Consider the following 25,295-nt stretch of genomic DNA (forward strand, 5'->3'; position numbering starts at 1 on the left):
GATGATTTCCTGTTAGCTGAAAGTAATATCCACGGTAAGTGGGTCGGGCATGGCTTCAAACACGCCACGTACATCATCCGCCGTCACGCCATCCGGCAAACCGAGGCGCAAGTTCGCATAGAACAGCATTTCGCTGGACATGGGCGCAGCACGTTGCTCACTTTCCAGCTCTTCGATATTGACGTTGAGCGCGGCGAGCTGGCGGGTAATGTCATGGATAATGCCGGGGCGGTCTAGCCCTAAGAGTTCTAAAGTCAGTGGGGTAATCGAGCGCGAGGCAGTGGTGTCACTGTTGGTCACTAGAATTTGCAGACCATCGTTTTGCAAGGCTTGCAGCGCTTGTTTCAGATCAGCAACGTTTTCTTGTGGCAGGGTGACATGGGCAAGCCCGGCGAACTGCCCGGCAAGGTGTACCATACGGCTTTCCTGCCAGTTACCGTGATGGGCTTTAACCGCTTCGGCGATGGATTTGACCAGACCCGCGCGGTCAGAACTAAGGACAGTGAGGACGAGTGATGATTGCATAAAAACTCCCTGTGATTATTATTAAGACTGCAAGGGCAGTGAGGGGCAAACACAAGCCACCCCTCACAGGAAGAACGCGAGACTTTTAGCTCTTAACCATTGCCTCGCATTCCGTGATCAGCTCGTCAAGTACCTTGACGGCTGTTTTAGCTTCTGCCTTGATTTCTTTCAGGAAATCCAACTCGCTTTTGCTGACAGCGCCGTCTTTCAGCACCAATTCACGCAGCAGGTCGACTTCCTTAGTACTGATGTGACCGTCAGCCAAAACAAAGCCTTTTGCTACTTTACGCCATTCTGCCATGATCTATTCTCCTCTTGAGAGTTGCTTAATAAATTACCTAAAGCAGCATTATCCGTTAAGTGGCACGCTGAAACAATGTACCGCTATCCCGTGGTGTTTTAATGACGTTGCTGTTGCAGCCAGTCAAGCCAGCCTTCCATGCCTTCGCCGCTGGTCGCCGATACATGCAGGATCTGGATAGACGGGTTAACCCGGCGGGCATAATCTTCACATTTCGCCACATCAAATGTCAGGTAAGGCAGCAAATCGACCTTATTCAAAATCATCAGATCAGCCGCGTGGAACATGTCGGGGTACTTGATCGGTTTGTCTTCGCCTTCAGTCACGGAGAGGATCACCACCTTGTGCGCCTCACCCAAATCGAAAGCGGCGGGGCAAACCAGATTGCCAACGTTTTCGATAAACAGGATACCGCCCTGTTCGATAGGCAGGGATTCGAGTGCGTGCCCGACCATGTGCGCATCCAGATGGCAGCCTTTGCCGGTATTGATTTGCAAGGCAGGAACACCTGTAGCACGAATGCGCTCAGCATCGTTGCTGGTCTGCTGGTCGCCTTCGACTACCGCCATCGGCACTTTGCCTTGCAAGCGGGTCAGGGTTTCGGTCAACAGGGTGGTTTTACCCGAACCAGGGCTGGACACCAGATTGAGTGCAAGAACACCACGTTCCGCCAGCCACTGACGATTGTCGGCAGCATACTGGTTATTTTTGCCGAGAATGTCCTGTTCGATTTGCACCATGCGGGATTGGGTCATGCCGGGGGCATGAGCGTGAGCCGCGCCTTGCCCGTAATCGTGGGTATGATCATGCGCAGGTTGTAAACCGCGAATCAGTACATGGCGTTGAGGTTGGCCTTCGATGTTGACTTCGCCTTCGCCGCAGCCGCAGACAGTACACATTATTCTACCTCCAGTTCCTTGAGTCGCATGGCTTCCCCGCTGGTGACTTGTAGCTGATAGCTGCCACACTGTGGGCAGGCATCGTAGCGTTGCTGAATGGCGACATTCTGAGCGCAATCCAGACACCATGCTTCAGCGGGAACCTCGATAATTTCCAGTCTAGCCCCATCTGCCAGCGAATGTCGCACGATTACGTCAAAACAAAAGCGCATCGCTTCGATTTCCACACCTGACATTGCGCCGATTTCCAGCCAAACCGTTTTCACTTTGGTAAAGTGCTGACGGTTGGCTTCGCTTTCCAGTATTTGCAATACGCCTTCGCACAGGGACATTTCATGCATCGGGGATAATCTCCAGTTGTTGCAACCATAATACCCCACGTTGCGCCACACGCAACTTTCCGCGTTTCCCTTGCATAACAAATCCATTCAACGTTATCGTTCAGGCATATAACAACGACACCAAACAATAACACCAGAAGAGGAGAAACAAACCCATGTTGCCAGCCATGCGCGTCTACGGGTTAATGATTTTTATTGCCGCACTGATTATCACACCCTTCCTGCAACAGTGGACAGGGCAAGCAACGGCGGTGTTACTGATCACCCTGCCCTTTGCCTTGTTCAGCGCTATCCAGTATCGGCGGGCAGGCTGTACCCGTGACGATTGGCAGGCAGTGCGCCGACACCCTGATCTATGGCTTACCATTATGGGTAAAGCCGTATTCTGGGGCATCATACTGGTGCTGCTGGCGATTTACCCCGCACATTGGGGATTGCTGACATTGACGGCTATTGGCTTATTGATCGGGATGCAGATTGCGCAACGCATGTCGGCTACCCATATTGAAACCGGGCTAATTCCGGTGGGCGCACTGGGCATCATGGCCAGTATTATTGTGCTGGGCTGGCAATCTTCCGCCACCTTGCAAGCGGCGTTGCTGCTGTTTTTGGGCATGATGGGCGGGCTGTTTGTTGCACCGTTGCACGCTTTGCGGCGCTACCACGTTGCAGAGGAACAATTACCCAAAGCGACCTCCATCGACCATTTGAGCCAAACAGTGGTGATGCTGGGGTTCGTGGGCATTACTGCCCTGCTCGCTTGGCAAGGCTTGGGCAGCACGCTGTTGATGACAGCGTTGACCGCTACCACCGTCGCGGGGGCGCTGTATACCCTGTACCACATGCCGCAATCCTTACTGCGCTTTGTGTTCAGCCGCTTGTTCCGAGCGCGTTACCGCTTGAAAGTGATCGGCTTTGAACACCTGCCTGCGGCGGGTGGCGTATTGCTGCTGGGCAACCACATCAGTTTCATCGACTGGGCGTTGGTGCAAATGGCTAATCCGCGCCAACTGCATTTCGTGATCGAAAAAGGCTATTACGAACGCTGGTATCTGAAAGGTTTCCTCAACTGGTTCGGGGTGATTCCCATTAGCAGCGGTGCGAGCGCCGATTCGCTGGAAAAAGTCACCGAAATGCTAAAAGCGGGCGAAGTGGTTTGCCTGTTCCCCGAAGGTTCGATCAGCCGTACTGGGCAACTTTCCGATTTCAAGCGCGGCTATGAAAAAGCGGTGAAAGATACCGGCGCAGTGATTGTGCCGTTTTACCTGCACGGTTTGTGGGGCAGTCGCTTTTCACGTTCCAGCGGATTTTTGCGCGAAAACCGTCAGTCCGGGTTCAAGCGTGACATCGTGGTATCGTTTGGCAAAGCCTTGCCCAGTAACATTCCAGCGCACGAATTGAAACAGAAAGTGTTCGACCTGTCGTTTGCCTCGTGGGATGCGTATTCGCATATGATCGACCCGATCCCGGTCAACTGGCTGCGCTCCGCCAAACGGCAGAGTTTCCGCATGGCGGCGGCGGATGTGATCGGCGAACCGTTGAGCCATCACCGATTCATGACGGCGGTGTTCCGCTTTGCCGCGCTGATCAAAAAACTTAGCCCGGAACAAAATATCGGCCTGTTATTACCCACCAGTGCGGGCGGGGCAATTGCCAATATGGCAGTGCTGACCTTGGGCAAAACCATCGTCAATTTGAACTACACCGCCAGCGCCGAATCCATCCAAAGCGCGGTGCAACAAGCCCATTTGCAACGGGTTTACACCTCCAAGCGTTTCCTCGACAAGCTCAAGGAGCGCGGGATTGATATTGCGGCGATCCTGCCTAATACCCCGCTGACCTTTCTGGAAGATTTAAAGGCTGAAATCCCCAAGCACCAATTGCTGACCACGTTATTAATGGCAATGTTGCTGCCCACCCGTTTGCTGCAATGGCTTTATATCGCGAAAATCGACCTCGATGCCACCGCTGCCATTCTGTTTTCCAGCGGTAGCGAAGGTGCGCCCAAAGGCATTGAACTGTCGCACCTCAATTTAGCAGTGAATGCGCGGCAGGTGGCGGATGCGCTGAATACGCTCGACAACGACGTGATCATGGGCACGCTGCCAACCTTCCACGCCTTCGGTTTGCTGGCGAGTACGCTGATGCCACTGTCGGAAGGCATCCCCGTCGTGTGCCACCCCGATCCGACCGATGCGGTGAACATCGCCAAGGGTGTGGCGCGTTACGAAGCGACTCTGCTGTTTGGCACAGGCACATTCCTGCGTTTATATGCGAAAAATTCCCGCGTGCACCCGCTGATGTTCCAGTCTTTGCGCTACGTGGTCGCGGGCGCGGAAAAACTTGCGCCGGAAGTCCGCCGCCTATTCCTCGACAAATTCGGCAAGAAACTGCTGGAAGGCTATGGCGCGACCGAAACCTCACCCGTCGCCGCCGTTAACTTGCCCGACCAGCTCGATATGCGCTACTGGAAAGTGCAAGCTGCCAACCGCGAGGGTACGGTAGGCTTGCCTATACCCGGAACCAGCTTCCGCATCGTCGACCCCGACACACTGGAAATATTGCCGACCGGCACGGATGGCCTGATCCTGATTGGCGGCCCTCAAGTCATGAAAGGCTATCTGGATGCGCCGGAAAAAACCGCGCAAGCCATTGCCGACATCGACGGGCAACGCTGGTACAAAACCGGCGACAAAGGGCATGTGGATGAAGACGGCTTCCTCACCATCGTCGACCGTTATTCACGTTTTGCCAAGCTGGGCGGGGAAATGGTCAGCTTGACGGCGGTGGAACAACAAGTACGGCAGATACTGGGGGATGCGGAACTGGAAATGGTGGCGGTCAATTTACCGGATGATAAAAAGGGCGAAAAGATCGTGTTGCTGATGGCGGGTGCGCATGATGAAGCGGCGGTGAAACGCGAGTTGTTGGCGAGCGGGATGAATCCGCTGATGATTCCATCGACGATCCGCAGTCTGGCGGAAATTCCGAAGCTGGGGAGTGGCAAGACGGACTTTGGGTCGGCGCGGAAGGTGGCGGAGAGTTTGTAGCTGAAAGGCTGTAGGGGCGTATTGCATACGCCCTCTTCTGCATCAATGCCGCCACATTTCATCCATCTTCAGATACCAACCTACACAGTCTATCGGGCAGATAAAACCACCCATCTATTCCACAAGCCCACCTCACTGCTAATTATCCTTACAATGAAATTGATAAAAATATTTGTTGGCTAAAAACCATCAGGAATCATTTCGATGAAAAAATTACTTGTTGTGAATGCTGGCCTTGTCGCTCTGTTGGGTTCAGGCATGGCTGAAGCAGGATACTCACCGTATTACGGCGGTGCTGGCCTTGGTGCGACAGGCAATAACGGTAACGAAAGCCAGTTTTGTCCAGCCTGTGATGGCTCGCAGTTCAAAATGCGTAACGACAAAGGTGATAACCGTGGCTACAAGGTCTACGGCGGTACAAACCTTACCCAAAATCTTGGTGTCGAGGTGGACTATACCGACCTTGGCAAAACCTATGATGCTGACATGTATCGCCCAACGCTGGATGGTCGTGCCGAACGCGCCCACGCTTGGCAACAAACCCGTGGTGTTGGGGTCAGCGCTAAGGTTAACCGCCGTATCACCCGCAAAACTTCAGTCTACGGCAAAGCCGGTGCCTTCGCGTGGGAAAACAAAAACCAGATGGACTACACCAACCTTGATGGCATCAGCGAAACCTACAAAACCAAGGATCGTGGCGTCAGCCCAAGACTGGGTATGGGTATCGAGCATGAAATCACCGACCACATGAGTATCCGGGTAGGCTGGGATCGCACCTTCAACAACGGCAAGGGCAACCAGTTCCTGCATCTGGATGAAAACAAAAACTACGCTGACCTGCGTAGCGTGAAAACCGATACGGATATGGTTTATGTCGGTGCTACCTTCAATTTCTAGGTCGCATTGGTGGTAAACAAGCACTTGCCCCCAGCCGCTTTGGTAATAGCGGCTAAACGTTCGGCGTGTGCAGTCAGTTCATCTCCGCTGGCAGGAATGACACGCAAGCGGCTGACATCCGCCAACACGCGGCGGATGCCAGCCCCCCCAACATTGCCGCTATTGCCTTCCTCTTCCCCCCCCAGCAGCAGGCTGACCTGCCCGCCCGTCATCGCCAGATACACATCTGCCAGAATCTCGGCATCCAGCAAAGCGCCGTGCAAAGTACGGTGAGTATTGTTGATTTCGTAACGTTTGCACAACGCATCCAGACTGGCACGCTGCCCCGGAAACAATTGCCGCGCCATGCGCAGCGTATCCGTGACCGTACATAAATCGGTTAGCGGTGGGTGATTCGAGTTAACCAGGCGCAATTCATGGTTGAGAAAGCCAATATCGAAGGGCGCGTTATGGATGATCAGCTCCGCCCCCCTCAGATAGTCCAACAACGCCCCCATGATCGCGTCAAAGCGCGGCTTGTCAGCGAGGAAATCGTTGGTAATGCCGTGGACTTCGATCGCACCTGCATCAATTTCACGGTCAGGCTGTAAATACTGATGGAAATTCCTGCCCGTCAGGCGGCGGTTAACCATTTCCACGCAACCGATTTCAATAATGCGGTGGCCTTCCTTGGGGTCAAGGCCGGTGGTTTCGGTATCAAGGATAATCTGGCGGCTCATAGTTTCTTCTCATCAATGGCTTTGTTGGCCAGTTGGTCGACCCGTTCATTTTCATCGTGCCCGCTATGGCCTTTCACCCAGCGCCAGTCGATTTGGTGTTGGGCTGCTGCGGCATCCAGACGTTGCCAGAGTTCCTGATTTTTGACAGGTTTCCCGGCAGCGGTTTTCCAGCCTTTACGCTTCCAGCCCGCCATCCATTCGGTAATGCCTTGACGCACATATTGTGAGTCGGTGGTTAATACCACCTCACACGGGCGAGTGAGGGTTTCCAGCGCCTGAATCGCCGCCATCAGTTCCATCTGGTTGTTGGTGGAAACTGGCTGATAGCCGTAGAGTTCGCGCTCCGTGCCATTATAGCGCAGCAACGCCCCCCACCCCCCTGGCCCCGGATTCCCCCGGCACGCCCCATCGGTGAAAATTTCAACTATCTTGTGTGACATTATTTGACTCTTTACGGACAAGACGCCCCGCCCCCGGATTCACAACCATACCCGGCCGCAGCACGGGTTTGACCTTACGGGAAGGCAGCAGTGGCGTCATGTTGGAAACTTTTTTCTGGGCATGAATAATATACACATTTCCCGTCATCAGACGGAATTTGCTGCCTAAACGATCTAACCAGCGGGCATGTTTAAATAGGTAATTACCACTCAATACGGGACAAAAACCCGCCGAAACAGTTTCGCACACTTCAAACCCCAACACACTCAGCCATTCGCGCACCCGCAAGGTCGAATAAAATTCGCAATGCCGGGCAGCAGGTTTGAACAAATGGCGTAATTGCCCCAAGCCCCGGAAACTCACCGGGTTAAACGCAATCAGGATGCAATGCCCTTCAGGCACCAATACCCGCTCAATTTCACGCAAAACCTGATGCGGATGAGTAGCGCAATCCAGCGCATGGGTGGCAATCACCAGATCAAGATTGTGTAAGGCAAAAGGCAAGTGTTCGGGTGTCCCCACCATACTGACAGCCTCACCCGGCACAGACCCCAAGGAGAACTGGCTGGCAATGCGGGACTCTTGTAAAAAGGAACATCTACCCGCCAGAACCCCCATTTCCAGCGCGTAATAGCCGAAAATATCGGTGCTCATACTGCTGACAATACTTTGCACTCGCGCCAAGGTCGCTTGACCTGCGGCGCTGGCATACCAATCCCGACAAGCATTGACACCAGATGGGGATAATGAGGTTGTGGGTGTAACGTTCAGCGATTTTTCCTTGTTCATTAGCATTATACGTATTATATTCGCGTCAGTTAGACTCATTATAAAAAATTATGCTAAGTGCTTGGTCTGTTCCAACGCGATCCTGACCAGCATTATAACGATGAATCTGAGCCAACATAAGAACTACAAGGCTCATGGGGTTTTAAACATGATAACAATAAGCAAATATGCTCTCCTAGCGGCATCTGCTGTAGCCGTGCTTACCAGCACAGGTTGCTCCAGCAACATGAACAAGCCCGATCTCGCGAGCAACAAGTCTGTATTGCGCAAGGCATCCCTACACACCAGCAACACAGTTGCCGCCAACGATGCCCAGCAAGCACTGCAAGCACAGAATCAAAAATCTGTGGTGGATGAAGACTTTGATACTTGGGATCGGGTATTCCAAGGTTTCAAGATCAACAATGAATACAGCAAACACCCCAGCGTACAACACTTCATCAACCATTACGGGCGCAACCCTGCCCAGCTCAATCTGTTGTCAGAACGTGCCAGCGTGTTTCTGCACATGATTGTGTATGAAACTGACCGCAGGGGAATGCCTAGCGAACTGGCGCTGCTGCCATTTGTAGAAAGTGCTTTTGACGCCGATGTTTTTTCCCATGCAGGCGCAGCGGGCTTATGGCAATTTATTCCCGACACCGGCCGACGTTATGGGCTGCAACAAGCCAAATCTTACGATGCGCGAATGGATCCCTTCGCCGCCACGAGTGCTGCTCTGGACTACCTGCAAAAGCTCAACAACGACTTTAACGGTGACTGGCTACTCTCATTAGCAGCGTATAACTGCGGCGAAAACCGGGTACAGCGTGAGATTGATCGCAACCGGGCTAAGGGGTTGCCCACCACGTTCTGGCACCTTTCTCTGCCGAAGGAGACCCGTGAATACGTCCCACGCTTGCTGGCTTTCAAGGAACTGACCAGCAACGCCAAGCAGTATGGCATCACCCTGTCGAATACGCCGAACCGCGCCCGTCTGGCACAATTACTGGTCAACAAGCCAGTGGATTTGCGTCAAGCCGCCTTACAGGCCGGGCTAGAACCGGACACACTGCTGGATTTGAACCCCTGTTTCCGCACTGGCATCACCACACCGCAATATTCCAACCGTATCGTCTTTCCACGTCAGCACGCCAACAAGCTGGTGCAGGTCATTGACGCACTACCACCCGCAGGTAGTCGGCAGATTTATGCCAGCAATTCCGCTACCGGCTATAACAAGCTGGCCACTACCCGTATCAAGAAAAAAAGTAGCACCTACGCCCAGGCAAAAACCAAAACCCATACGGTACGCCGGGGTGATACGCTACAAGCCATCGCCCAAAAGCATGGCACAACCGTGCAGGCATTGATGCAATACAACCGCAAACACTCTTCCAAGTTAAAAGTGGGTGAACATCTGGATGTTATCGCCTCACTGTCGGGAGCGAGAAACGCCTCATGAGCCAATTAATTGTCATGCTGGACAAACAAATCCTCAAGCGTATTGCGATCAAAACGACCAGCATTACCTTGGGGCGGCATGGCAAGTGCGATATTACCCTGCCCGATCGCACCATTAGCACCCACCATGCCCGTATTACCATACTGCGGGATGACTGTTTTCTGGAAGATACGCACAGCACCAATGGTACTTACGTCAATCGCTTATTGGTTGACCGCCATCTACTCGAAGATGGCGATATTATCAGCTTGGGAAAATATCACATCGTCTTCCGCTCTGAACAAGGGCTGGGGGTGCAACTCAAACGTCTGAGCCTGCACCCCAAGCTGATGGACTCAGGCTATGACGCTTGGCTACAAGTGATGAATGGCAGTAAAACAGGTTACATTATCCCGCTAAAAGACGAGCGGGTCGTGCTGGGCAACCAAACGACCGGGCAAATCCTGATTGAGCGTTCGCTACAGGGGCAGTATATTAAGCGGGAAAACGGTACGATGAATAATCATCGCAACCAAAGCCTTTCCCCCGGAAACACCTTCACAGTGGAAGGGGTTAATTTCCAGTTTTGCTTAAAGGAGCAAAATGCCAACAGTACCCCACTTGCCCCCAACTAAACTGCCGTTGCGACGTACCTTGCAGCAGCAACGTGCTGCCCTCCCTCCATCTGAACAAGTCCGCTTATCCCGACAAGCAGTACGCCACCTCAAAACACAACGCTGTTTCCGCAATGCCCGCCATATCGCCCTTTACCTGCCTGTCAGGGGGGAAGCCGACCCGCGCAAACTGCGTTATCAGGCATTACCCCGCCAACAATTCTACCTGCCGGTGCTATCACCTTTCCGGGATAGCCGTCTTTGGTTTGTACGTTGGGATGCAAAAACCCGTTTCCGCTTGAACCGTTTTCGCATTCCCGAGCCTTACCCCGTTTATCGGCATAGCCGCCCTGCCCGCTGGCTGGATATGGTGGTTACCCCGTTGGTGGCCTTTGATGCAAATGGTACACGCATGGGCATGGGCGGGGGATTTTATGACCGGACGTTTGCCTTCAAGCGTACCCAACGGCAGCCACAACGCCCACGTTTGTGCGGCTTCGCTTATCACTTCCAAAAAGCCGAGCATTTATGCCGACAACGATGGGATATTCCCTTGGATGCCGCCACTTCAGACGCTGGTTTTTTTCATTTGGGCACTGGCATATATTAGAATATGCTGATATAGTGTTTCCATGATCAGCGCTTAGCCTGATACGAATAACCGCTATAGGAGACATTGAAATGAAAAAATTACTGATTGGCTTGAGCCTGCTGGCTCTGACTGCTACCGCAAGTGCAAACGACTTTTTTGGTGGCAATAACGGCGAGTGGAAAATGGGTCCTTACGGCCCTTACTACGATGAAAGCGACTGGCCAGAGTGGACACCGATGTACTGGATGCAAGAAATGGCGGACAGCTTTGACAACAACGATGACAACTATGGCGGCAACAATGGTTTCATGGGTGGTATGCCATTCATGGGTAACAACAATATGCCGTTCATGGGCAACAATAACAACTACCCAATGATGGGCGGCGCTCCAATGGGCTACGGTGCACCGATGGGTTATGGCGCTCCGATGATGGGCGCACCCATGCCGATGGCTCCCATGCAAGCACCAATGATGCAGCCAATGCCGCAGATGCAACCGATGCCGATGCAGGCAATGCCGCAGCAAATGCCAATGCCAACTGCACCGGGCGCAACACCAGGCCCTGCTGCTAACTAATTCCAGCAAGAGCAGTTATACTACACAGGCCGGTTTATCCGGCCTGTTTTCGTATTAGCGTGACCCACTAGAAGGGAGAGGAAAACCATGAAAAAAATGATTGCAAGCATCGTCCTGGCAAGCATCGCAGGCAGCGCCAATGCAGGCGGTTGGGGCTTTGACAATTTCGATATGAACCCGAACATGAATTGGGGCAATAACCAGTCATGGGGCAATGGCCCCGGCAACGGTTTCAACATGGGCAACGGCGGCCCATCATGGGGTGGCGGCCCGAACATGGGCTGGGGTAACGGTTCCAGTATGCCTTTCAACTGGGGCAACAATACTATGCCGTGGAACAGCGGTTCCAGTATGCCCTTCTGGAACAATCGCGGTTCCAACATGCCCTTCAACTGGAACAACGGCCCTTCCTGGAATGGCTCCAACATGCCCTTCAACTGGAGTAATGGTCCGTCGTTTAACAGTGGCCATAACTTCCCCTCACGCTACCCACGTCCGGTAGCCCCCTTCGGGATGCAGCCCGATATGAACGGCATGAACCTGAATAATGGTTTGCCACCGTTCATGGTTCCACCAGAACCACCCGCAGCACCCACTGCTCCAGGCGCAGCAGCTCCCGCACCAGCTTCTGAAAGCACGGCTTCCGGCGCTCCAACACCTCCCGCGCCATTCCCTGCGACTGCACCGAGTGCAATGCCAACAACGCCGGACACCACACCTCCAACATCCACAGCACCCGGACCTGTTGCACACTAAACCCGGTAACACTGAGGGCGTGCGTATAATCACGCCCTCTATTTTCCAAGGAAGGAAACACCTTGCTAAGCTACCGACATGCCTTTCACGCGGGCAATCATGCCGATGTCATTAAACATCTGGTGCTGGTGTTGACGCTGGACTACTACCAGCGCAAAGACAAACCTTTTTGGTACATTGATACTCACGCAGGCAGCGGCCTTTATCGGCTAAGCAGCGCGGAATCCCAAAAAACCCGCGAATTTGCCCACGGCATCCAGACATTGTGGAATGCCAGTGACTTGCCCGATGAATTGCTGCCTTATGTAAACCTGATCCGCTCACTCAACCCGCCGCCGTCACTCGACTATTACCCCGGCTCACCGTGGCTGGCAGCGCAGTTACTGCGGAAACAGGATCAGTTACGCCTGTTTGAATTACACCCCAACGATTTCAGCGCACTGGATAACAATCTGGGGCATGACAAGCGCATCCAAATCAGCAAACAGGATGGCCTGAAGGGTTTACTGGGCTTGTTGCCACCGATTACCCGGCGGGCTGTTACTCTGATTGACCCCTCTTACGAATTGAAAACAGATTACAGCGATGTTGTGACCACACTTGCCAAAGCCTACCAACGCTTTGCGACTGGCACTTACTTGCTGTGGTATCCGGTCATTGAACGCCAGCGGGTCAAGCAAATGATCCAGGGATTGCAACAGACCGGCATTGCAGGCATCTTGCAGATTGAGTTTTGCCCAGTAGCCGATAGCGCCGGGCTGGGGATGAGTGGCAGTGGCCTGTTCGTCATCAACCCACCGTGGTTATTAGCTAAACAGATGCAAACCCTATTACCGTGGTTACACCAGAAAATGGCCGACGCCAACGGGCATTTTACCGTGACTCACATCACCCCCGAAAAAAACACCTGACACACCAAAGGACAAACACATGCAATACTGGCTGATGAAATCAGAACCCGATGTGTTCGGCATTGACGACTTACAAAAAGTGGGTATCGAACCGTGGGACGGTGTGCGCAACTATCAGGCGCGTAACATGATGCGGGATCAAATGCAGGTCGGCGATCAGGTCTTCTTTTACCATTCCAACTGTGACGTACCCGGTATTGTCGGTGTCGCCGAAATTGCCACCCAAGGTTACCCCGATGACACTGCGGTAAACCCGGAGGCGAAATACTTTGACCCCAAAAGTGACCCCAACAAACCACGCTGGTATCGGGTCGATGTGAAGTTTGGGCGTAAACTGAAACGCACCATCAGCCTGCGCGAGTTACGCGAACAAACGGCTCTGGAAAACATGCCACTGGTACGTAAAGGTTGCCGCCTGTCTGTCATGCCGGTCACGGCTGACGAGTGGCAAGCCATCCTTGCCCTCGAATAGCACACCCACCCCCGGGTTTTTACGGTTTCTTGTCGCCAGCACCGGGCTTGCAGGCGGCTGCGCCAGGGCCAAACAGCGGGCAAAAGTCGGCGGGTAAGTCAGCAGGCAACTCAACTTTTGGTGCAGTATCCGGTACTGCTTCAACACCTCCCCGACTAGTCGCAACGGTGTGGGTAGATTCTGGCTTGCTAGCATTAAAACGTGACAAGCGTAAATTATGGAAAACACGCTTGGCCTCCCAATAATCCTTTTGATATTGGTGGCTAGCCAACACTTCCTGCTGATTTTCCGCAGTCAAACCCAAGCCTTCCACCACGTTATCCATTGCCGACAGTTGCAGTAAAATAGCGTCTGCCTTGGCAACCAGACTGGAATGTTTATCATACCCTTCCAGCGCCATTTTCTCTTGCACCTCGAACTCATGCTCCAAGTCACCCAGTAGGGTCTCCTGCTGTTTATACGCCAGCGGCAGCACAATCCCGCTTTGAGGGGTATCCTGAACCACCACTTCCGACACCGCAGAATCGTGCGAAACGTAAAGCGACAAGGCCGCAATCGCGGCAATACCGAAGAGCAGTAACGGCAAAATAACCCGCAACACACCCTCCAATTTTTCCTGGATGGAAGGTTCTGGCAAGTCTTGTTTAATAACTAATTTTGGCATGAGGGGTTCCACCTGATTGATCTGACTCATTGCAGCAGCATTATGCCAACATAACATTTCTCTATTTTTCTACCAGTCGCTGATGGACAAAACGCGGGGTTTTACGTGTATACGGGAGATTGGACTTATATAAACCTGAATGCGCTCTGAATGCAATACAAATAAGCAACGCTACCGGGGAAGGTAGCTTTTTGCTTAAAATATAGACTTAAATAGCGTGACTATTAGGCTGCGCGGGGGGAACAGTGGATGGTGCAGGGGGCGTATCCAGCGGGGCTGTCAGTTCCTTCTTCAACTGATCAACGCCTTGTTTCAGGCTCTTGTTTAACTCATCCACACTTTTAGCTAATGAGCTATCAAGATCTTTCAGACCATTTTCCATGAAAATATTTAATTGGTCGACCACGGCTCCCATCGCACCGCTGACCATCGAGCCCATGGTCTTTTGTACATCAACTTGCCAGACATCTTTATTGCGCACCAGAACGGTACGCACCGGGATGATCATGTCACCTTTCTCACCACCATACAATACGGTGGCGACTTCAGCGCTTGTACCCTCCACCTTGATTTCACCGGTTTCAAAACGTTTGGCGAAGACACTCTTGCTGCCCAGAAATTGCAAGTATTGGGCACTTTCCCACGTTGTCAGGTCTTTTGCAGTGTTCATGTCATTATTCAACACAGCTTGCCAGAACTTATCAGCCACTTGACGAGCCTGTTGCGATTCCGAAGAAAAGATACAACCAGACAGCCACAAACTGATCATCAGTAAATAGACCCCGGATAACCAACGTTTAGTGTGCATCGCTCAGACTCCCGCAAAGTACAGCATCATCATCGACACCCGTCAGCAAGGTTTGCCGAATGGTGTTTTCCAGTAGGACATTATCGGCGACTGATACCCTGACTTTACAGTAATTAGGGGTATAGCCGGTATAAATACGCTGCCCATCGTCACTGACCCGTCCGTATTCCCATAATACTGGCACGGTCTGACCGAGCTGTTGTTGCAACCAAACGTACTTCAGGCGTTCGCCAAGGCCATGCAGGGCTTGGCTGCGGGCTTTTTTGAGCGCATCAGTCACTTGATCGGGCAAACGCGCTGCCTTGGTACCTTCACGGATGGAATAACTGAAAATGTGCAGGTGACCAAAACCGACGGATTCGACATACGCCAGCGTCTGTTCCCATTCCTCATCGGTTTCGCCGGGGAAACCCACGATAATATCAGTGGTCACATTGAAACCGGGCACACTGCGCCGCGCTTCTGCAACCAGTGCCGCAAACTCGGTGGTTTTGCAGCGCCGCGCCATACGTCGCAATACTGAATCGGCACCACTTTGCAACGGCAAATGCATGTGCGGCATCAGACGGGGATTACTGAACAACGCAAAGAAATCGTCCGGCAAATCCCACGGTTCCACCGAAGCAAAGCGGATGCGGGGAATATCGGTTTCCCGCAGGATAGCCTGCACCAGCGCATACAGGGATGTTTGGGTATCGCTGCCATACCCACCGACATGCACCCCAGCCAAGACAATTTCCTGAATGCCCTGCTGATGTAGCGTATTGATTTCGGCAATAATATCGGCTTCAGTGCGACTGCGCTCATCACCCCGCGCCACCGTCACAATGCAAAAGGTACAGCGGTAACGGCAACCATCCTGAATCTTGATGAAAGCGCGGTGACGCCCACGGATAAAGAGTGGTGCTTCGCCCGGCTCAGTGGCAATCGCGGGCATGACCGGCAACGCGAAGTGTTGCATGACGGTTTGCGGAAGCTGGTCTTTTTCGGTATTGGGCACTACCAAATCGACACCCAAGGTTTGGGCAACTTCAGCAGCTTGCAGGCTAGCGTAACAACCGCTTACCACCAGTTTGGCAGCAGGGTTTTCTCGATAGAGGCGATGCATGAGGCGGCGGGACTTGCCCGACGCCTCGTTGGTCACAGCACAGGTATTGAGCACCAGCACGTCGGCATCCGGCGCATCCGGGACAATGTCATGTCCGCCTGCGCGAAACTGTTGCGACCACTGTTCTAATTCTGCCTCATTCAGACGGCATCCCAATGCTTTTAAATGGACTTTCATGTACCTACTTTACAAATTCTCAGGGTGGGTCTCAACCTTGGCTGTCTCACGCAACCCTTTCAAAAAGGCTTCGAGTTCACGTGAGCCGGTGCTTTGGCTGTAAATAACATCAGCATCTGCACCCAAAGTGGCATCGCCTGCTTTGACTGCTTTCACAGCAAGCAGTGCATAATCACCGTTAGCCAAGGCAACACTCCCCCATGTCCACTTGCTTGCAGTCGGATGTGCCAAGGAAAATGCCTGATTCAGCACTTCCGGGGAGAGCTTGGTATCGGTGCGCCCCACTAGACCCGGCTTTTCAACCGCTGTCTCTACACCCAAGCCGGTAGCGCTCAAAGCAGCACCCCACGCTTGGGTTTCTGTCAATTTTTTCAGTAACTCTTCGCCTTTTTGGGCAGTGAGCTTACGGGTTTCCTGTGCCAACAGTGCAGTACGAATTTCCTCGCGTACACTATCCAACGGCTTTTGGGTTGCTGCTTCATGATTGACCACACGAATGACCACCGCACTGCCGTCCTCCAACTCCAGCAAGTCGGAATTTTTGCCAGACTTCAGTACGTCTTCACTGAAGGCAGCCGCCCGTACTTTGTTGTTCGCGGCAATGCCCTGCCCTTGCACCGGGGTGATCCAGTCAGTTTGTTGCACACTCAGCCCCGTTTCCTTGGCGGCTGGCGCTAAATCACCGTCTTGCTCATAGACAACACGCCCCAGAATCTCACCCTTGTCGAGGAAGGCTTTTTCTGCCTGATCCTTGCGGTAATCTTCTTCAGCGACAGCACGCGCTTCTTCAAAAGTTTGGGGCTTGACCGGGTTGATGGCGGTGACGCGGATAATTTCATAACCGGCTTCGGTTTTAACAGGCTCGGACATTTCCCCCGCTTTCAGGGCAAACACAGCCTTCTCAAACTCAGGCCCCCAATCGCCCGCGACAATAGCGCCCATCTGACCGTCTTTTTCGGCGGTGATTTTGTCATCAGAATCGGCGCGTGCAATCGCTTCAAAAGTACGGGTTCCAGCCTTGATTTCAGCATATAGCGCGTCAATGCGCTTTTTGGCATCAGCATCCTTCGCGGGGTCTTCAACACTCACCAAAATATGACTGGTGATATGCTCTTCCGGCTGCGCGTAATGGGCAGCGTTATCATTAAACCAGGCTTTCAGTGCTGCTTCATCCACTTGCACCTTAGTGGCGAGATCACCGCGCTTAAGTTCCACATAGGCTAACTGCGCACGCTCATCGGTCATGTAGGCAGCCTTGTTTTGCTCGTAGTACTGGGCAATCTGGGCATCCGTGACTTGCGCTTGCGTCTGGAAATCAGCCTGTTTCAAGGTAAACACTTCCACGTCACGCTGCTGGTTACGCAATGCCTGATACTGCTCTGCTTCGGCTTTCGGCAAGAACGCTGTACCCAACACAGACTCACGTAATTGCTGCTGAGTCAGGTCAGCACGTACCTGTGCCTCAAACTCGACCGGGCTGCGGCGTTGCATCTTGAGGAAGTTTTCATAGGTCGCCTGATCGAATTTTCCGTCTTTCTGGAAAACCTCAATCTCGGAGATCGCATCCGCCACTTCCTGATTGCTGGCGCGGTAGCCACCCTCACGAATCTTTTGCTGGACGAGTGTCTGGTTGATCACGGAATCCAGTGCATTGCCTTTCAGCATTTCATCCATGCCATCGGGTAACTTGCCACCAAATTGCTGCTTCATTTGCAATAAGGCGTTTTGCACGGTTTTTACGGGAATTTCTTCACCGTTGACGACTGCTGCCGACAGTTTGCCGCCGCCCCCTTGCAGGTAGTCATAAATGCCGGTAAGTGCGAATGGAACGATGATGATGCCTACGATAGCGTAAGCAATCCAGCCTTTGGCTTTGTCATGAATTGATTGCAGCATGGTCTTTTACGTTTTTGTGAGTAATGTTGATTGATGAACGATTAATGCGCACGCCCCACGCACGCAAGAACGCAATCATACAGGAAGAAAGGGGGGGATGAAATGGAAATAGTTGGCGGAGCGGACGGGACTCGAACCCGCGACCCCCGGCGTGACAGGCCGGTATTCTAACCAACTGAACTACCGCTCCGCGATGTTGTAAACAACTTGAAACAAATAAAAAGGATGCTGCAAGAGCATCCTTAATCTAAATAGTTGGCGGAGCGGACGGGACTCGAACCCGCGACCCCCGGCGTGACAGGCCGGTATTCTAACCAACTGAACTACCGCTCCGCGATAAAACTTGAATGACGATGGTGGGTAGTGAGGGGCTCGAACCCCCGACATTCGCCTTGTAAGGGCGACGCTCTACCAACTGAGCTAACTACCCGTCGTTCATCAGAGGCCGCTACTGTACAGCATCTTTTAGCGCTTTGCCAGCCTTAAATGAAGGAATTTTTGCAGAAGCGATAGAAATTGTTTCTCCAGTACGCGGATTACGGCCTGAACGTGCTTGACGCTCACGCACCAGGAATGTACCAAAGCCAACCAAAGCCACTTGGTCGCCATTTTTCATTGAATCACTGATAACTTCAACGAAAGCCTTGAATGCACGATCGGTATCGGCCTTGGTCAGACCGGACTTCTCTGCTACTGCATCAATCAATTCTGATTTATTCATAGAAACTTTCCTTATGAATTCATTATAGGGGAAAACCAAAACACTCCTGCCACTACGGTCAGCAGAGCCACCCATGCGGATACGCCCGACAGTTATACCAGCGACATCTAAAATATGTCAACAAAATGACGGACTTCAAGCACACAGAAACATTTCAAATCTCAGTGTAAACATATTAATGCTGTCTTGCGGGATTGGTTTCCTCTTCTTCGGCAGCCACAGCGGGCGTTGAAGATTGATTTTCAGCATCATCATCCAGGTCTTCATCGTCAGCTAACGGTATTGGAGGGTGCTCCAAAGCCAGTGCCAACACTTCATCAATCCACTTGACCGGGCGAATCTCCAGACCTTTTTTCACATTGTCGGGCACTTCTGCGAGGTCTTTTTCGTTTTCCTTGGGAATCAGCACCAGCTTGATGCCACCACGGTGTGCAGCCAGCAATTTCTCCTTCAGTCCACCGATGGGCAACACTTCACCACGCAAGGTGATTTCACCGGTCATCGCCACATCAGCACGCACTGGAATTTGCGTCATAGCGGATACCATCGCCGTTACCATGCCTACACCCGCGCTAGGGCCGTCTTTAGGCGTTGCCCCTTCCGGCACATGGATATGGACATTATTCTTGCGCAGTGACTTGCGGGTAATGCCCAGCAAGCGTGCACGGCTTTTAACCACTGTTTCAGCCGCGTGGATGGATTCCTTCATCACCTCACCCAAGCGCCCAGTGCTTTTGATCATGCCGCTACCGGGCAGCAGTGCACTTTCAATCGTCAATAATTCACCACCCACTGAAGTCCACGCCAGCCCGGTGACTTGACCCACCTGATTGCTCTTGTCAGCGCGACCGTAGTCGAAACGTTTCACGCCAAGATACTTTTCAATGTTACGCGGGGTAACGGAAGTCTTTTTCTTGTCATTCAACAAGTGGTCTTTGACAGCTTTACGGCACAGCTTGGATATTTCACGATCCAGATTACGTACCCCCGCCTCACGGGAGTAGTGGCGGATAACGTCCATAATCGCGCTGTCACTGATGGTCAACTCGCCTTTTTTCAAGCCATTGGCTTTGAGCTGTTTCGGCACCAAGTAATTTTTGGCAATGTTGAGTTTTTCATCTTCGGTATAACCGGGGATGCGGATCACTTCCATACGATCCAACAATGGCCCAGGAATGCGCATACTGTTGGATGTCGCCACGAACATGACATCGGACAGGTCGAAATCGACTTCCAGATAATGGTCGGCGAACGTGTGGTTTTGTTCCGGGTCAAGCACCTCCAGCAAAGCAGAGGATGGGTCACCCCGGAAATCGGTCGCCATTTTGTCGATTTCATCCAGCAAGAACAAGGGGTTACGCGTCCCTACTTTGGTCAGGTTCTGGACAATTTTACCCGGCAATGAGCCAATGTAAGTGCGGCGATGACCACGGATTTCAGCTTCATCACGTACTCCGCCCAGCGCCATACGGGTAAATTTGCGCCCAGTCGCACGGGCGATGGATTGCCCCAGTGAGGTTTTACCCACACCCGGCGGCCCTACCAAACACAGGATAGGTCCTTTAATTTTTTTGACCCGTTGTTGCACGGCAAGGAATTCGAGAATGCGTTCTTTGACTTCTTCCAGCCCGAAATGGTCTTCGTTGAGAACCTTTTCAGCATCAGGCAGGCTATTGTTAACTTTGGATTTTTTCTTCCAAGGCAGATTGACCAGCCAGTCGATATAGTTACGCACGACGGTTGCTTCGGCTGACATCGGCGACATCATTTTGAGTTTTTTCAGTTCGGCTTCGGCTTTGTCTTTGGCCTCTTTAGGCATACCAGCCGCTTCGACCTTACGCGTCAGCTCTTCCATTTCATTGGGCGCGGCATCGTCCATCTCACCCAGTTCTTTCTGGATAGCCTTGATCTGCTCGTTCAGGTAATACTCGCGCTGGCTACGCTCCATTTGCTGCTTGACGCGCCCACGGATTTTCTTTTCTACCTGCAACAGGTCGATTTCGCCTTCTACCAGTTCCATCAGGTACTGAACGCGCTCTTCCACATCCAGCATTTCCAGAATCTTTTGTTTTTCAGCAATTTTCAGACCAAGGTGGGCAGCAATGGTATCTGCCAAGCGTACCGGGTCATCAATACTGGACAGTGAGGACAGGATTTCCGGTGGGACTTTCTTGTTGAGTTTGACGTATTGCTCAAACAGGCTGACCAGTGAGCGACTCAGCACATCAATCTTGCGACTGTCACCCGATACGGAAGCAGACACCTTGACCCGTGCAGCGGAGAAATCACCATCATTATCAATGGAGATGATTTCGGCACGCTCCAGCCCTTCTACCAGTACTTTCAGCGTACCATCCGGCAACTTCAGCAATTGCAGAATCGTGGCAAGGGTTCCCATGGTATGCACATCATCCAGATCAGGGGCGTCGACCTCGGCACTTTTTTGCGCAACCAACAGGATTTGCTTATTGCTGTCCATGGCCATATCCAGCGCCTGGATGGACTTATTGCGCCCTACAAACAAGGGAATAACCATGTGTGGATAGACCACGACATCACGCAAAGGTAAAACAGGAACGATGATTGATTCAGCCATAATAAGCACTCACTGTGGCGGATAGAAAGGTTGTGTGCCGGGGCACATCACCCCGACACAACCAACAAAGGTTACTGGGCAAGGTTACTCGCCAGATGCCATTTGTTGCTGCGGCTCGACATTTTCGTAGATCAGGTAGGGTTGGGACTCGCCTTTGACGACCGATTCATCCACCACTACTTTGCTGACGTTTTGTTCTGATGGCAGGTCATACATGGTATCCAGCAGGATTTTTTCCAGAATGGAACGTAAACCACGAGCGCCGGTTTTGCGCTCCATCGCCTTGCGGGCAATGGAATGCAGTGCATCATCACGGAAGACCAGTTCAGCGCCTTCCATCTCGAACAGCTTGCCGTATTGTTTGGTCAAGGCGTTGCGTGGTTCGGTCAGGATTTGTACCAGTGCAGTCTCATCCAGCTCTTCCAGCGTTGCAATCACGGGTAAACGCCCGACGAACTCAGGAATCAGACCGTAATGCACCAAGTCTTCTGCTTCGATGTCCTTGATGACTTCACCGAAACTGCGTCCTTCTTCCGGTGTTTTGACCTTGGCGGAGAAACCAATGCTGCCCTTTTCAGTACGGCGACGGATGACTTTATCCATCCCGGAGAAGGCACCGCCAACGATGAACAGAATGTTACGGGTATCCACTTGCAGGAATTCCTGTTGCGGATGTTTACGCCCACCTTGTGGTGGTACAGAAGCAACCGTACCTTCAATCAGCTTCAACAGTGCTTGCTGCACGCCTTCACCGGAAACATCACGGGTGATCGACGGGTTATCAGCCTTGCGGGAAATTTTGTCGATTTCGTCGATGTAGACAATGCCGGTCTGGGCTTTTTCCACATCGTAATCGCATTTTTGCAGCAATTTTTGGATGATGTTTTCCACATCCTCACCCACATAACCGGCTTCGGTCAGGGTGGTTGCATCGGCGATGGTGAACGGTACATTTAGCAAACGCGCTAGCGTTTCTGCCAGCAAGGTTTTACCGCTACCGGTTGGGCCAATCAGCAAAATATTACTTTTTGCCAGTTCAACCTCGTCCTTACCACCTGTCTTTTTGTACAGGCGCTTGTAATGGTTGTAAACGGCAACGGATAGTACCCGCTTAGCCAATTCCTGACCAATGACGTATTCATCAAGATTGCCTTTGATCTCACGCGGCGTCGGCAGGGAAGATTGTTCATCAGCCCCTTGAGCGGTGTGCATTTCCTCTTGAATAATGTCATTACACAAATCGACACATTCATCGCAAATGAATACCGAAGGGCCAGCGATCAATTTACGCACTTCATGCTGGCTTTTCCCGCAGAAAGAGCAATACAGCAATTTGCCGCTATCTTGATCGCCTCTTCTATCTTTACTCATCAGAACCTCTATCCTGTGCCGTTTCCCGACACATCAACGATGTAAACCAAAGGACTATGTTGTGTCCGTATGCCTATTTTCAAGCGCTATTATTGTAATAAACTTGCCTTTTGACAAGAATACTCGGCTTTCACAAGTATTTTACGCTTCTTTTCCTGAAAAACACCTGTCCAGACGCGAAAACAGCCTGTAAATACAGGCTGTTTTCTGACAAATGGTGGGTAGTAACATCAAAATGACTAGGTGCGAACCATCAAGACCTCATCAATCAGGCCGTATTCGCGTGCTGCTTCCGCATCCATAAAGTTGTCACGGTCGGTATCTTGCTCAATACGCTCGACTGTTTGCCCCGTATGCCCGGCCAATACTTTATTTAATACCGCCCGCATTTTAAGAATTTCACGCGCTTGTATTTCAATGTCCGATGCCTGACCACGTGAACCACCTGACGGCTGGTGAATCATGACGCGGGAATGTGGCAATGCGAAACGCTTGCCCGGCTCACCCGCTGCCAACAACACAGCACCCATGCTAGCTGCCTGACCAATACATAACGTACTGACATGCGGCTTGATGAACTTCATAGTGTCGTAAATTGCCATACCTGCGGTAATCACGCCACCCGGAGAGTTGATATACAAGTGAATATCTTTTTCTGGGTTTTCGGATTCGAGGAACAACAATTGCGCCACGATGAGGTTCGCCATGTAATCTTCGACTTCACCCACGCAGAAAATGACCCGTTCCCGCAGCAAGCGCGAGTAAATGTCAAAAGCGCGTTCGCCACGAGCGGATTGCTCGATAACCATGGGAACGCCAACGGCGCGTGGTTCATCCGGGTTTCTTACAAACATTACAACCTACCTTATTTGCGTGCTGGAATTCAGGCTTGAGCCTGTTCTGGCTTTTTAGGGTTCATGACGCTATCGAAGTCGCGGGTTTCATCCGTCACAGTGGCTTTTTCCATCACCCAATCTACAATCATTTCTTCCATGACAGCGGCTTCAATGGTCTGCATGGCTTGACGGTTAGTGCGATAGTAGTTTTTCAGCTCGTCTGGATCTTCATAGCTGGCAGCTACGGTTTCCAGCATTGCCTCTACGCGTGCAGGGTCACGTTGCAGGCTGTTCTGACGAATCACTTCACCCACAATCAAACCCAGCTTCACGCGGCGCTCTGCTTGCGGTGCAAACAACTCGTCGGGAATATTATCAGCCTTGGAACCGGTGTTTTGCGAGAACTCATCACGAACGTAACGGATTTCATCCGTCACCAGTGCTTTAGGAATATCAATGGCGTGCAGATCAGCCAAACCATCCATCACCTGCTGCTTGAGCTGGGTTTTGATGGCATTGCTGAGTTCGCGCTGCATGTTCTTTTTCACTTCAGCACGGAATTCGTCAACCGAACCACCTTCCAGACCAAACTTGGTGATGAAGTCAGCATTCACTTCCGGCAGCACAGACTCACGCACTTTTTTCAGGGTCAGTTTGAACTGAGCCGTTTTGCCTTTCAGGTTCTCAGCGTGGTAGTCCTCAGGGAAAGCCACATCAATGGTCTTCTCTTCGCCAGCTTTCATGCCAACCAGACCTTCTTCAAAGTCTTTCAACATGCGACCTGCGCCAAGTTCCACTGAATAGTCTTGAGCAGCACCGCCGTCAAAGGCTGCGCCATCAACGGAACCGTCGAAATCAACGTTCACCATATCGCCAACCGCAGCGGCGCGGTCAACGTCGTTCCATGCCTGATTTTGCTTGCGGATGACATCAATCATTTTGTCGAGGTCAGCATCGGCAATGTCTGCAACAGGACGAGTAATGCTCAGGGTTTCAACACCCGCAATCACTACTTCCGGGTAAACTTGGAAACTAGCGACGAATTCAAGATCCTTACCCGCTTCCATGGTTTTCAGGTCAATTTCCGGCAAACCCGCTACACGCAGATTTTCCTGCTTGGCTGCATCCTGAAAGGTGGAGCCAAGCAATTTCTCAACCACCTCATAACGTACCGAATCTGCATAGCGCTTTTTCACGACCGCGAAGGGCACCTTACCAGGACGGAAACCGTCAATCTTGACCTTACCGACCATGCCCTTCAGGCGCTTTTCCACTTCCTGATCAATCTGTTGGGCAGGTACTGCCACAGTCATTTTGCGGTCGATGTTACCGGTTGTTTCGACAGAAAATTGCATGTAAAAACCTCGTTACGGGCCTGGCATCTGCCGATGCAGGGCAGCTTGTCATTTAAAATCAAGGGGTAAGATATGGTGCGAAAAGAGAGACTCGAACTCTCACGCCTTGCGGCGCTGGTACCTAAAACCAGTGCGTCTACCAATTCCGCCATTTTCGCATGTATCTATAAAAGATGGACTCCGGGCAGCAAACCAAAGCAGGGAATCACAAAGGAGGCAATTATACACAGCGTATCGGCTTTTGCATAATATTTGAAGCGGGAAAAAGTGGGGTGGCTGATGGGGCTCGAACCCACGACCACCGGAATCACAATCCAGTGCTCTACCAACTGAGCTACAGTCACCATAAAACATTGTCATCTGCGGGGCTACGAAATGGCGCGCCCGGCAGGGCTCGAACCTGCAACCTACGGCTTAGAAGGCCGTTGCTCTATCCGTTGAGCTACGGGCGCAAG

25 protein-coding genes and 6 tRNA genes are annotated in these 25,295 nt (G+C 52.1%); 9 read left to right on the forward strand and 22 right to left on the reverse strand.

The annotated features are described in order from the left end of the window. Positions 1–12: 12 nt before the first annotated feature. The 4 genes from J9253_RS12070 to hypA form a co-directional block, all read right to left on the reverse strand. Positions 13–525: a glycine cleavage system protein R gene (locus tag J9253_RS12070; protein ID WP_210221215.1), complete on the reverse strand. Its 513-nt coding sequence runs from the start codon at positions 523–525 to the stop codon at positions 13–15. Positions 526–610: 85 nt separating this feature from the next. Continuing rightward, positions 611–826 carry a hypothetical protein gene (locus J9253_RS12075; protein ID WP_210221216.1) on the reverse strand — a complete coding sequence of 72 codons (216 nt, stop codon included), beginning with the start codon at positions 824–826 and terminating at the stop codon, positions 611–613. A gap of 98 nt (positions 827–924) precedes the next feature. Further along, on the reverse strand, positions 925–1,725 hold the full coding sequence (gene hypB / locus J9253_RS12080) for a hydrogenase nickel incorporation protein HypB (protein ID WP_210221217.1): 801 nt from the start codon (positions 1,723–1,725) through the stop codon (positions 925–927). Then, positions 1,725–2,066: a hydrogenase maturation nickel metallochaperone HypA gene (gene hypA / locus J9253_RS12085; RefSeq protein WP_210221218.1), complete on the reverse strand. Its 342-nt coding sequence runs from the start codon at positions 2,064–2,066 to the stop codon at positions 1,725–1,727. The genes hypB and hypA overlap by 1 nt, the downstream gene beginning before the upstream one ends. 155 nt (positions 2,067–2,221) lie before the next feature. Between hypA and J9253_RS12090 the strand changes: the two genes are divergently transcribed. Next, positions 2,222–5,116, forward strand: coding sequence for an AMP-binding protein (locus J9253_RS12090; RefSeq protein ID WP_210221219.1), 2,895 nt, complete (start codon positions 2,222–2,224; stop codon positions 5,114–5,116). Positions 5,117–5,320: 204 nt separating this feature from the next. Continuing rightward, on the forward strand, positions 5,321–6,013 hold the full coding sequence (locus J9253_RS12095; protein ID WP_210221220.1) for an outer membrane beta-barrel protein: 693 nt from the start codon (positions 5,321–5,323) through the stop codon (positions 6,011–6,013). On the opposite strand, the gene dnaQ is transcribed toward J9253_RS12095, so the two are convergent. From dnaQ to J9253_RS12110, 3 genes are read right to left on the reverse strand one after another with little or no spacing between them, the layout of a single operon-like run. After that, the gene (gene dnaQ, locus J9253_RS12100; RefSeq protein WP_210221221.1) at positions 6,010–6,732 is read right to left on the reverse strand and encodes a DNA polymerase III subunit epsilon; all 723 of its coding nucleotides are present in this window, start codon (positions 6,730–6,732) and stop codon (positions 6,010–6,012) included. The genes J9253_RS12095 and dnaQ overlap by 4 nt on opposite strands. Beyond that, positions 6,729–7,172 (reverse strand): ribonuclease HI, encoded by a 444-nt coding sequence (rnhA, locus tag J9253_RS12105; protein ID WP_210221222.1) that lies wholly within the window; start codon positions 7,170–7,172, stop codon positions 6,729–6,731. The genes dnaQ and rnhA overlap by 4 nt, the downstream gene beginning before the upstream one ends. Further along, complete coding sequence (locus tag J9253_RS12110) at positions 7,153–7,962, reverse strand: class I SAM-dependent methyltransferase (RefSeq protein WP_210221223.1); 810 nt, start codon at positions 7,960–7,962, stop codon at positions 7,153–7,155. The genes rnhA and J9253_RS12110 overlap by 20 nt, the downstream gene beginning before the upstream one ends. Before the next feature lie 226 nt (positions 7,963–8,188). On the opposite strand from J9253_RS12110, the gene J9253_RS12115 reads away from it, so the two are divergent. The 7 genes from J9253_RS12115 (at position 8,189) to J9253_RS12145 (ending at position 13,308) form a co-directional block, all read left to right on the forward strand. Next, the gene (locus J9253_RS12115; protein ID WP_210221224.1) at positions 8,189–9,406 is read left to right on the forward strand and encodes a transglycosylase SLT domain-containing protein; all 1,218 of its coding nucleotides are present in this window, start codon (positions 8,189–8,191) and stop codon (positions 9,404–9,406) included. Then, positions 9,403–10,020, forward strand: coding sequence for an FHA domain-containing protein (locus tag J9253_RS12120; protein WP_210221225.1), 618 nt, complete (start codon positions 9,403–9,405; stop codon positions 10,018–10,020). Before J9253_RS12115 ends, J9253_RS12120 begins: the two co-directional genes overlap by 4 nt. Continuing rightward, positions 9,989–10,609, forward strand: a complete 621-nt coding sequence (locus tag J9253_RS12125; RefSeq protein ID WP_210221226.1) for a 5-formyltetrahydrofolate cyclo-ligase — start codon at positions 9,989–9,991, stop codon at positions 10,607–10,609. Before J9253_RS12120 ends, J9253_RS12125 begins: the two co-directional genes overlap by 32 nt. Before the next feature lie 71 nt (positions 10,610–10,680). Next, positions 10,681–11,169 carry a hypothetical protein gene (locus J9253_RS12130; protein ID WP_210221227.1) on the forward strand — a complete coding sequence of 163 codons (489 nt, stop codon included), beginning with the start codon at positions 10,681–10,683 and terminating at the stop codon, positions 11,167–11,169. An 87-nt stretch (positions 11,170–11,256) separates the two neighbouring features. Continuing rightward, positions 11,257–11,925 (forward strand): hypothetical protein, encoded by a 669-nt coding sequence (locus tag J9253_RS12135; RefSeq protein ID WP_210221228.1) that lies wholly within the window; start codon positions 11,257–11,259, stop codon positions 11,923–11,925. A 62-nt stretch (positions 11,926–11,987) separates the two neighbouring features. Then, entirely contained in the window at positions 11,988–12,836 is an 849-nt protein-coding gene (locus J9253_RS12140; protein WP_210221229.1) for a 23S rRNA (adenine(2030)-N(6))-methyltransferase RlmJ, read from the forward strand. Between the two features lie 19 nt (positions 12,837–12,855). After that, a complete protein-coding gene (locus tag J9253_RS12145) occupies positions 12,856–13,308 on the forward strand; it encodes an EVE domain-containing protein (protein ID WP_210221230.1) in 453 nt (150 codons plus the stop codon). 19 nt (positions 13,309–13,327) lie between these two features. Here the strand turns inward: J9253_RS12145 and J9253_RS12150 are convergent, their stop codons facing one another. The 15 genes from J9253_RS12150 to J9253_RS12220 form a co-directional block, all read right to left on the reverse strand. Next, positions 13,328–13,972: a hypothetical protein gene (locus J9253_RS12150; RefSeq protein ID WP_210221231.1), complete on the reverse strand. Its 645-nt coding sequence runs from the start codon at positions 13,970–13,972 to the stop codon at positions 13,328–13,330. 208 nt (positions 13,973–14,180) lie between these two features. Then, positions 14,181–14,780: a hypothetical protein gene (locus J9253_RS12155; RefSeq protein WP_210221232.1), complete on the reverse strand. Its 600-nt coding sequence runs from the start codon at positions 14,778–14,780 to the stop codon at positions 14,181–14,183. Then, positions 14,770–16,065 (reverse strand): tRNA (N(6)-L-threonylcarbamoyladenosine(37)-C(2))-methylthiotransferase MtaB, encoded by a 1,296-nt coding sequence (gene mtaB / locus J9253_RS12160; protein ID WP_210221233.1) that lies wholly within the window; start codon positions 16,063–16,065, stop codon positions 14,770–14,772. The genes J9253_RS12155 and mtaB overlap by 11 nt, the downstream gene beginning before the upstream one ends. Positions 16,066–16,074: 9 nt before the next feature. Next, a complete protein-coding gene (locus J9253_RS12165; RefSeq protein ID WP_210221234.1) occupies positions 16,075–17,961 on the reverse strand; it encodes a SurA N-terminal domain-containing protein in 1,887 nt (628 codons plus the stop codon). A gap of 113 nt (positions 17,962–18,074) precedes the next feature. Further along, positions 18,075–18,151: transfer RNA gene (locus J9253_RS12170), tRNA-Asp, on the reverse strand. Positions 18,152–18,217: 66 nt separating this feature from the next. Continuing rightward, positions 18,218–18,294, reverse strand: a tRNA-Asp gene (locus tag J9253_RS12175). A 21-nt stretch (positions 18,295–18,315) separates the two neighbouring features. Beyond that, positions 18,316–18,391 (reverse strand) — tRNA-Val (locus J9253_RS12180). A gap of 18 nt (positions 18,392–18,409) precedes the next feature. Beyond that, the gene (locus tag J9253_RS12185) at positions 18,410–18,757 is read right to left on the reverse strand and encodes an HU family DNA-binding protein (RefSeq protein WP_228291364.1); all 348 of its coding nucleotides are present in this window, start codon (positions 18,755–18,757) and stop codon (positions 18,410–18,412) included. 100 nt (positions 18,758–18,857) lie between these two features. Further along, complete coding sequence (lon, locus tag J9253_RS12190; RefSeq protein WP_210221236.1) at positions 18,858–21,278, reverse strand: endopeptidase La; 2,421 nt, start codon at positions 21,276–21,278, stop codon at positions 18,858–18,860. Between the two features lie 84 nt (positions 21,279–21,362). Then, a complete protein-coding gene (gene clpX / locus J9253_RS12195) occupies positions 21,363–22,649 on the reverse strand; it encodes an ATP-dependent Clp protease ATP-binding subunit ClpX (RefSeq protein ID WP_210221237.1) in 1,287 nt (428 codons plus the stop codon). A 239-nt stretch (positions 22,650–22,888) separates the two neighbouring features. Next, positions 22,889–23,503 (reverse strand): ATP-dependent Clp endopeptidase proteolytic subunit ClpP, encoded by a 615-nt coding sequence (gene clpP, locus J9253_RS12200; RefSeq protein WP_210221238.1) that lies wholly within the window; start codon positions 23,501–23,503, stop codon positions 22,889–22,891. Positions 23,504–23,532: 29 nt separating this feature from the next. Further along, positions 23,533–24,840 carry a trigger factor gene (gene tig / locus J9253_RS12205; protein WP_210221239.1) on the reverse strand — a complete coding sequence of 436 codons (1,308 nt, stop codon included), beginning with the start codon at positions 24,838–24,840 and terminating at the stop codon, positions 23,533–23,535. A 73-nt stretch (positions 24,841–24,913) separates the two neighbouring features. After that, a tRNA-Leu gene (locus tag J9253_RS12210) sits at positions 24,914–24,998 on the reverse strand. A gap of 110 nt (positions 24,999–25,108) precedes the next feature. Beyond that, positions 25,109–25,184, reverse strand: a tRNA-His gene (locus J9253_RS12215). 32 nt (positions 25,185–25,216) lie between these two features. After that, positions 25,217–25,292, reverse strand: a tRNA-Arg gene (locus J9253_RS12220). Positions 25,293–25,295: the final 3 nt, after the last annotated feature.

Source organism: Thiothrix litoralis, assembly GCF_017901135.1.
GTDB lineage: Bacteria > Pseudomonadota > Gammaproteobacteria > Thiotrichales > Thiotrichaceae > Thiothrix > Thiothrix litoralis.

Coding starts and splice junctions, on each gene's coding strand:
- J9253_RS12145 (WP_210221230.1), top strand. CDS start 12,856: ATGCAATACTGGCTGATGAAATCAGAACCCGATGTGTTCGGCATTGAC.
- J9253_RS12115 (WP_210221224.1), top strand. CDS start 8,189: ATGAACAAGCCCGATCTCGCGAGCAACAAGTCTGTATTGCGCAAGGCA.
- J9253_RS12125 (WP_210221226.1), top strand. CDS start 9,989: ATGCCAACAGTACCCCACTTGCCCCCAACTAAACTGCCGTTGCGACGT.
- J9253_RS12095 (WP_210221220.1), top strand. CDS start 5,321: ATGAAAAAATTACTTGTTGTGAATGCTGGCCTTGTCGCTCTGTTGGGT.
- J9253_RS12150 (WP_210221231.1), bottom strand. CDS start 13,972: ATGCCAAAATTAGTTATTAAACAAGACTTGCCAGAACCTTCCATCCAG.
- mtaB (WP_210221233.1), bottom strand. CDS start 16,065: ATGAAAGTCCATTTAAAAGCATTGGGATGCCGTCTGAATGAGGCAGAA.
- clpP (WP_210221238.1), bottom strand. CDS start 23,503: ATGTTTGTAAGAAACCCGGATGAACCACGCGCCGTTGGCGTTCCCATG.
- hypA (WP_210221218.1), bottom strand. CDS start 2,066: ATGCATGAAATGTCCCTGTGCGAAGGCGTATTGCAAATACTGGAAAGC.
- J9253_RS12130 (WP_210221227.1), top strand. CDS start 10,681: ATGAAAAAATTACTGATTGGCTTGAGCCTGCTGGCTCTGACTGCTACC.
- clpX (WP_210221237.1), bottom strand. CDS start 22,649: ATGAGTAAAGATAGAAGAGGCGATCAAGATAGCGGCAAATTGCTGTAT.
- J9253_RS12070 (WP_210221215.1), bottom strand. CDS start 525: ATGCAATCATCACTCGTCCTCACTGTCCTTAGTTCTGACCGCGCGGGT.
- J9253_RS12185 (WP_228291364.1), bottom strand. CDS start 18,757: ATGGGTGGCTCTGCTGACCGTAGTGGCAGGAGTGTTTTGGTTTTCCCC.
- J9253_RS12090 (WP_210221219.1), top strand. CDS start 2,222: ATGTTGCCAGCCATGCGCGTCTACGGGTTAATGATTTTTATTGCCGCA.
- J9253_RS12075 (WP_210221216.1), bottom strand. CDS start 826: ATGGCAGAATGGCGTAAAGTAGCAAAAGGCTTTGTTTTGGCTGACGGT.
- lon (WP_210221236.1), bottom strand. CDS start 21,278: ATGGCTGAATCAATCATCGTTCCTGTTTTACCTTTGCGTGATGTCGTG.
- J9253_RS12165 (WP_210221234.1), bottom strand. CDS start 17,961: ATGCTGCAATCAATTCATGACAAAGCCAAAGGCTGGATTGCTTACGCT.
- hypB (WP_210221217.1), bottom strand. CDS start 1,725: ATGTGTACTGTCTGCGGCTGCGGCGAAGGCGAAGTCAACATCGAAGGC.
- rnhA (WP_210221222.1), bottom strand. CDS start 7,172: ATGTCACACAAGATAGTTGAAATTTTCACCGATGGGGCGTGCCGGGGG.
- dnaQ (WP_210221221.1), bottom strand. CDS start 6,732: ATGAGCCGCCAGATTATCCTTGATACCGAAACCACCGGCCTTGACCCC.
- tig (WP_210221239.1), bottom strand. CDS start 24,840: ATGCAATTTTCTGTCGAAACAACCGGTAACATCGACCGCAAAATGACT.
- J9253_RS12110 (WP_210221223.1), bottom strand. CDS start 7,962: ATGAACAAGGAAAAATCGCTGAACGTTACACCCACAACCTCATTATCC.
- J9253_RS12135 (WP_210221228.1), top strand. CDS start 11,257: ATGAAAAAAATGATTGCAAGCATCGTCCTGGCAAGCATCGCAGGCAGC.
- J9253_RS12155 (WP_210221232.1), bottom strand. CDS start 14,780: ATGCACACTAAACGTTGGTTATCCGGGGTCTATTTACTGATGATCAGT.
- J9253_RS12120 (WP_210221225.1), top strand. CDS start 9,403: ATGAGCCAATTAATTGTCATGCTGGACAAACAAATCCTCAAGCGTATT.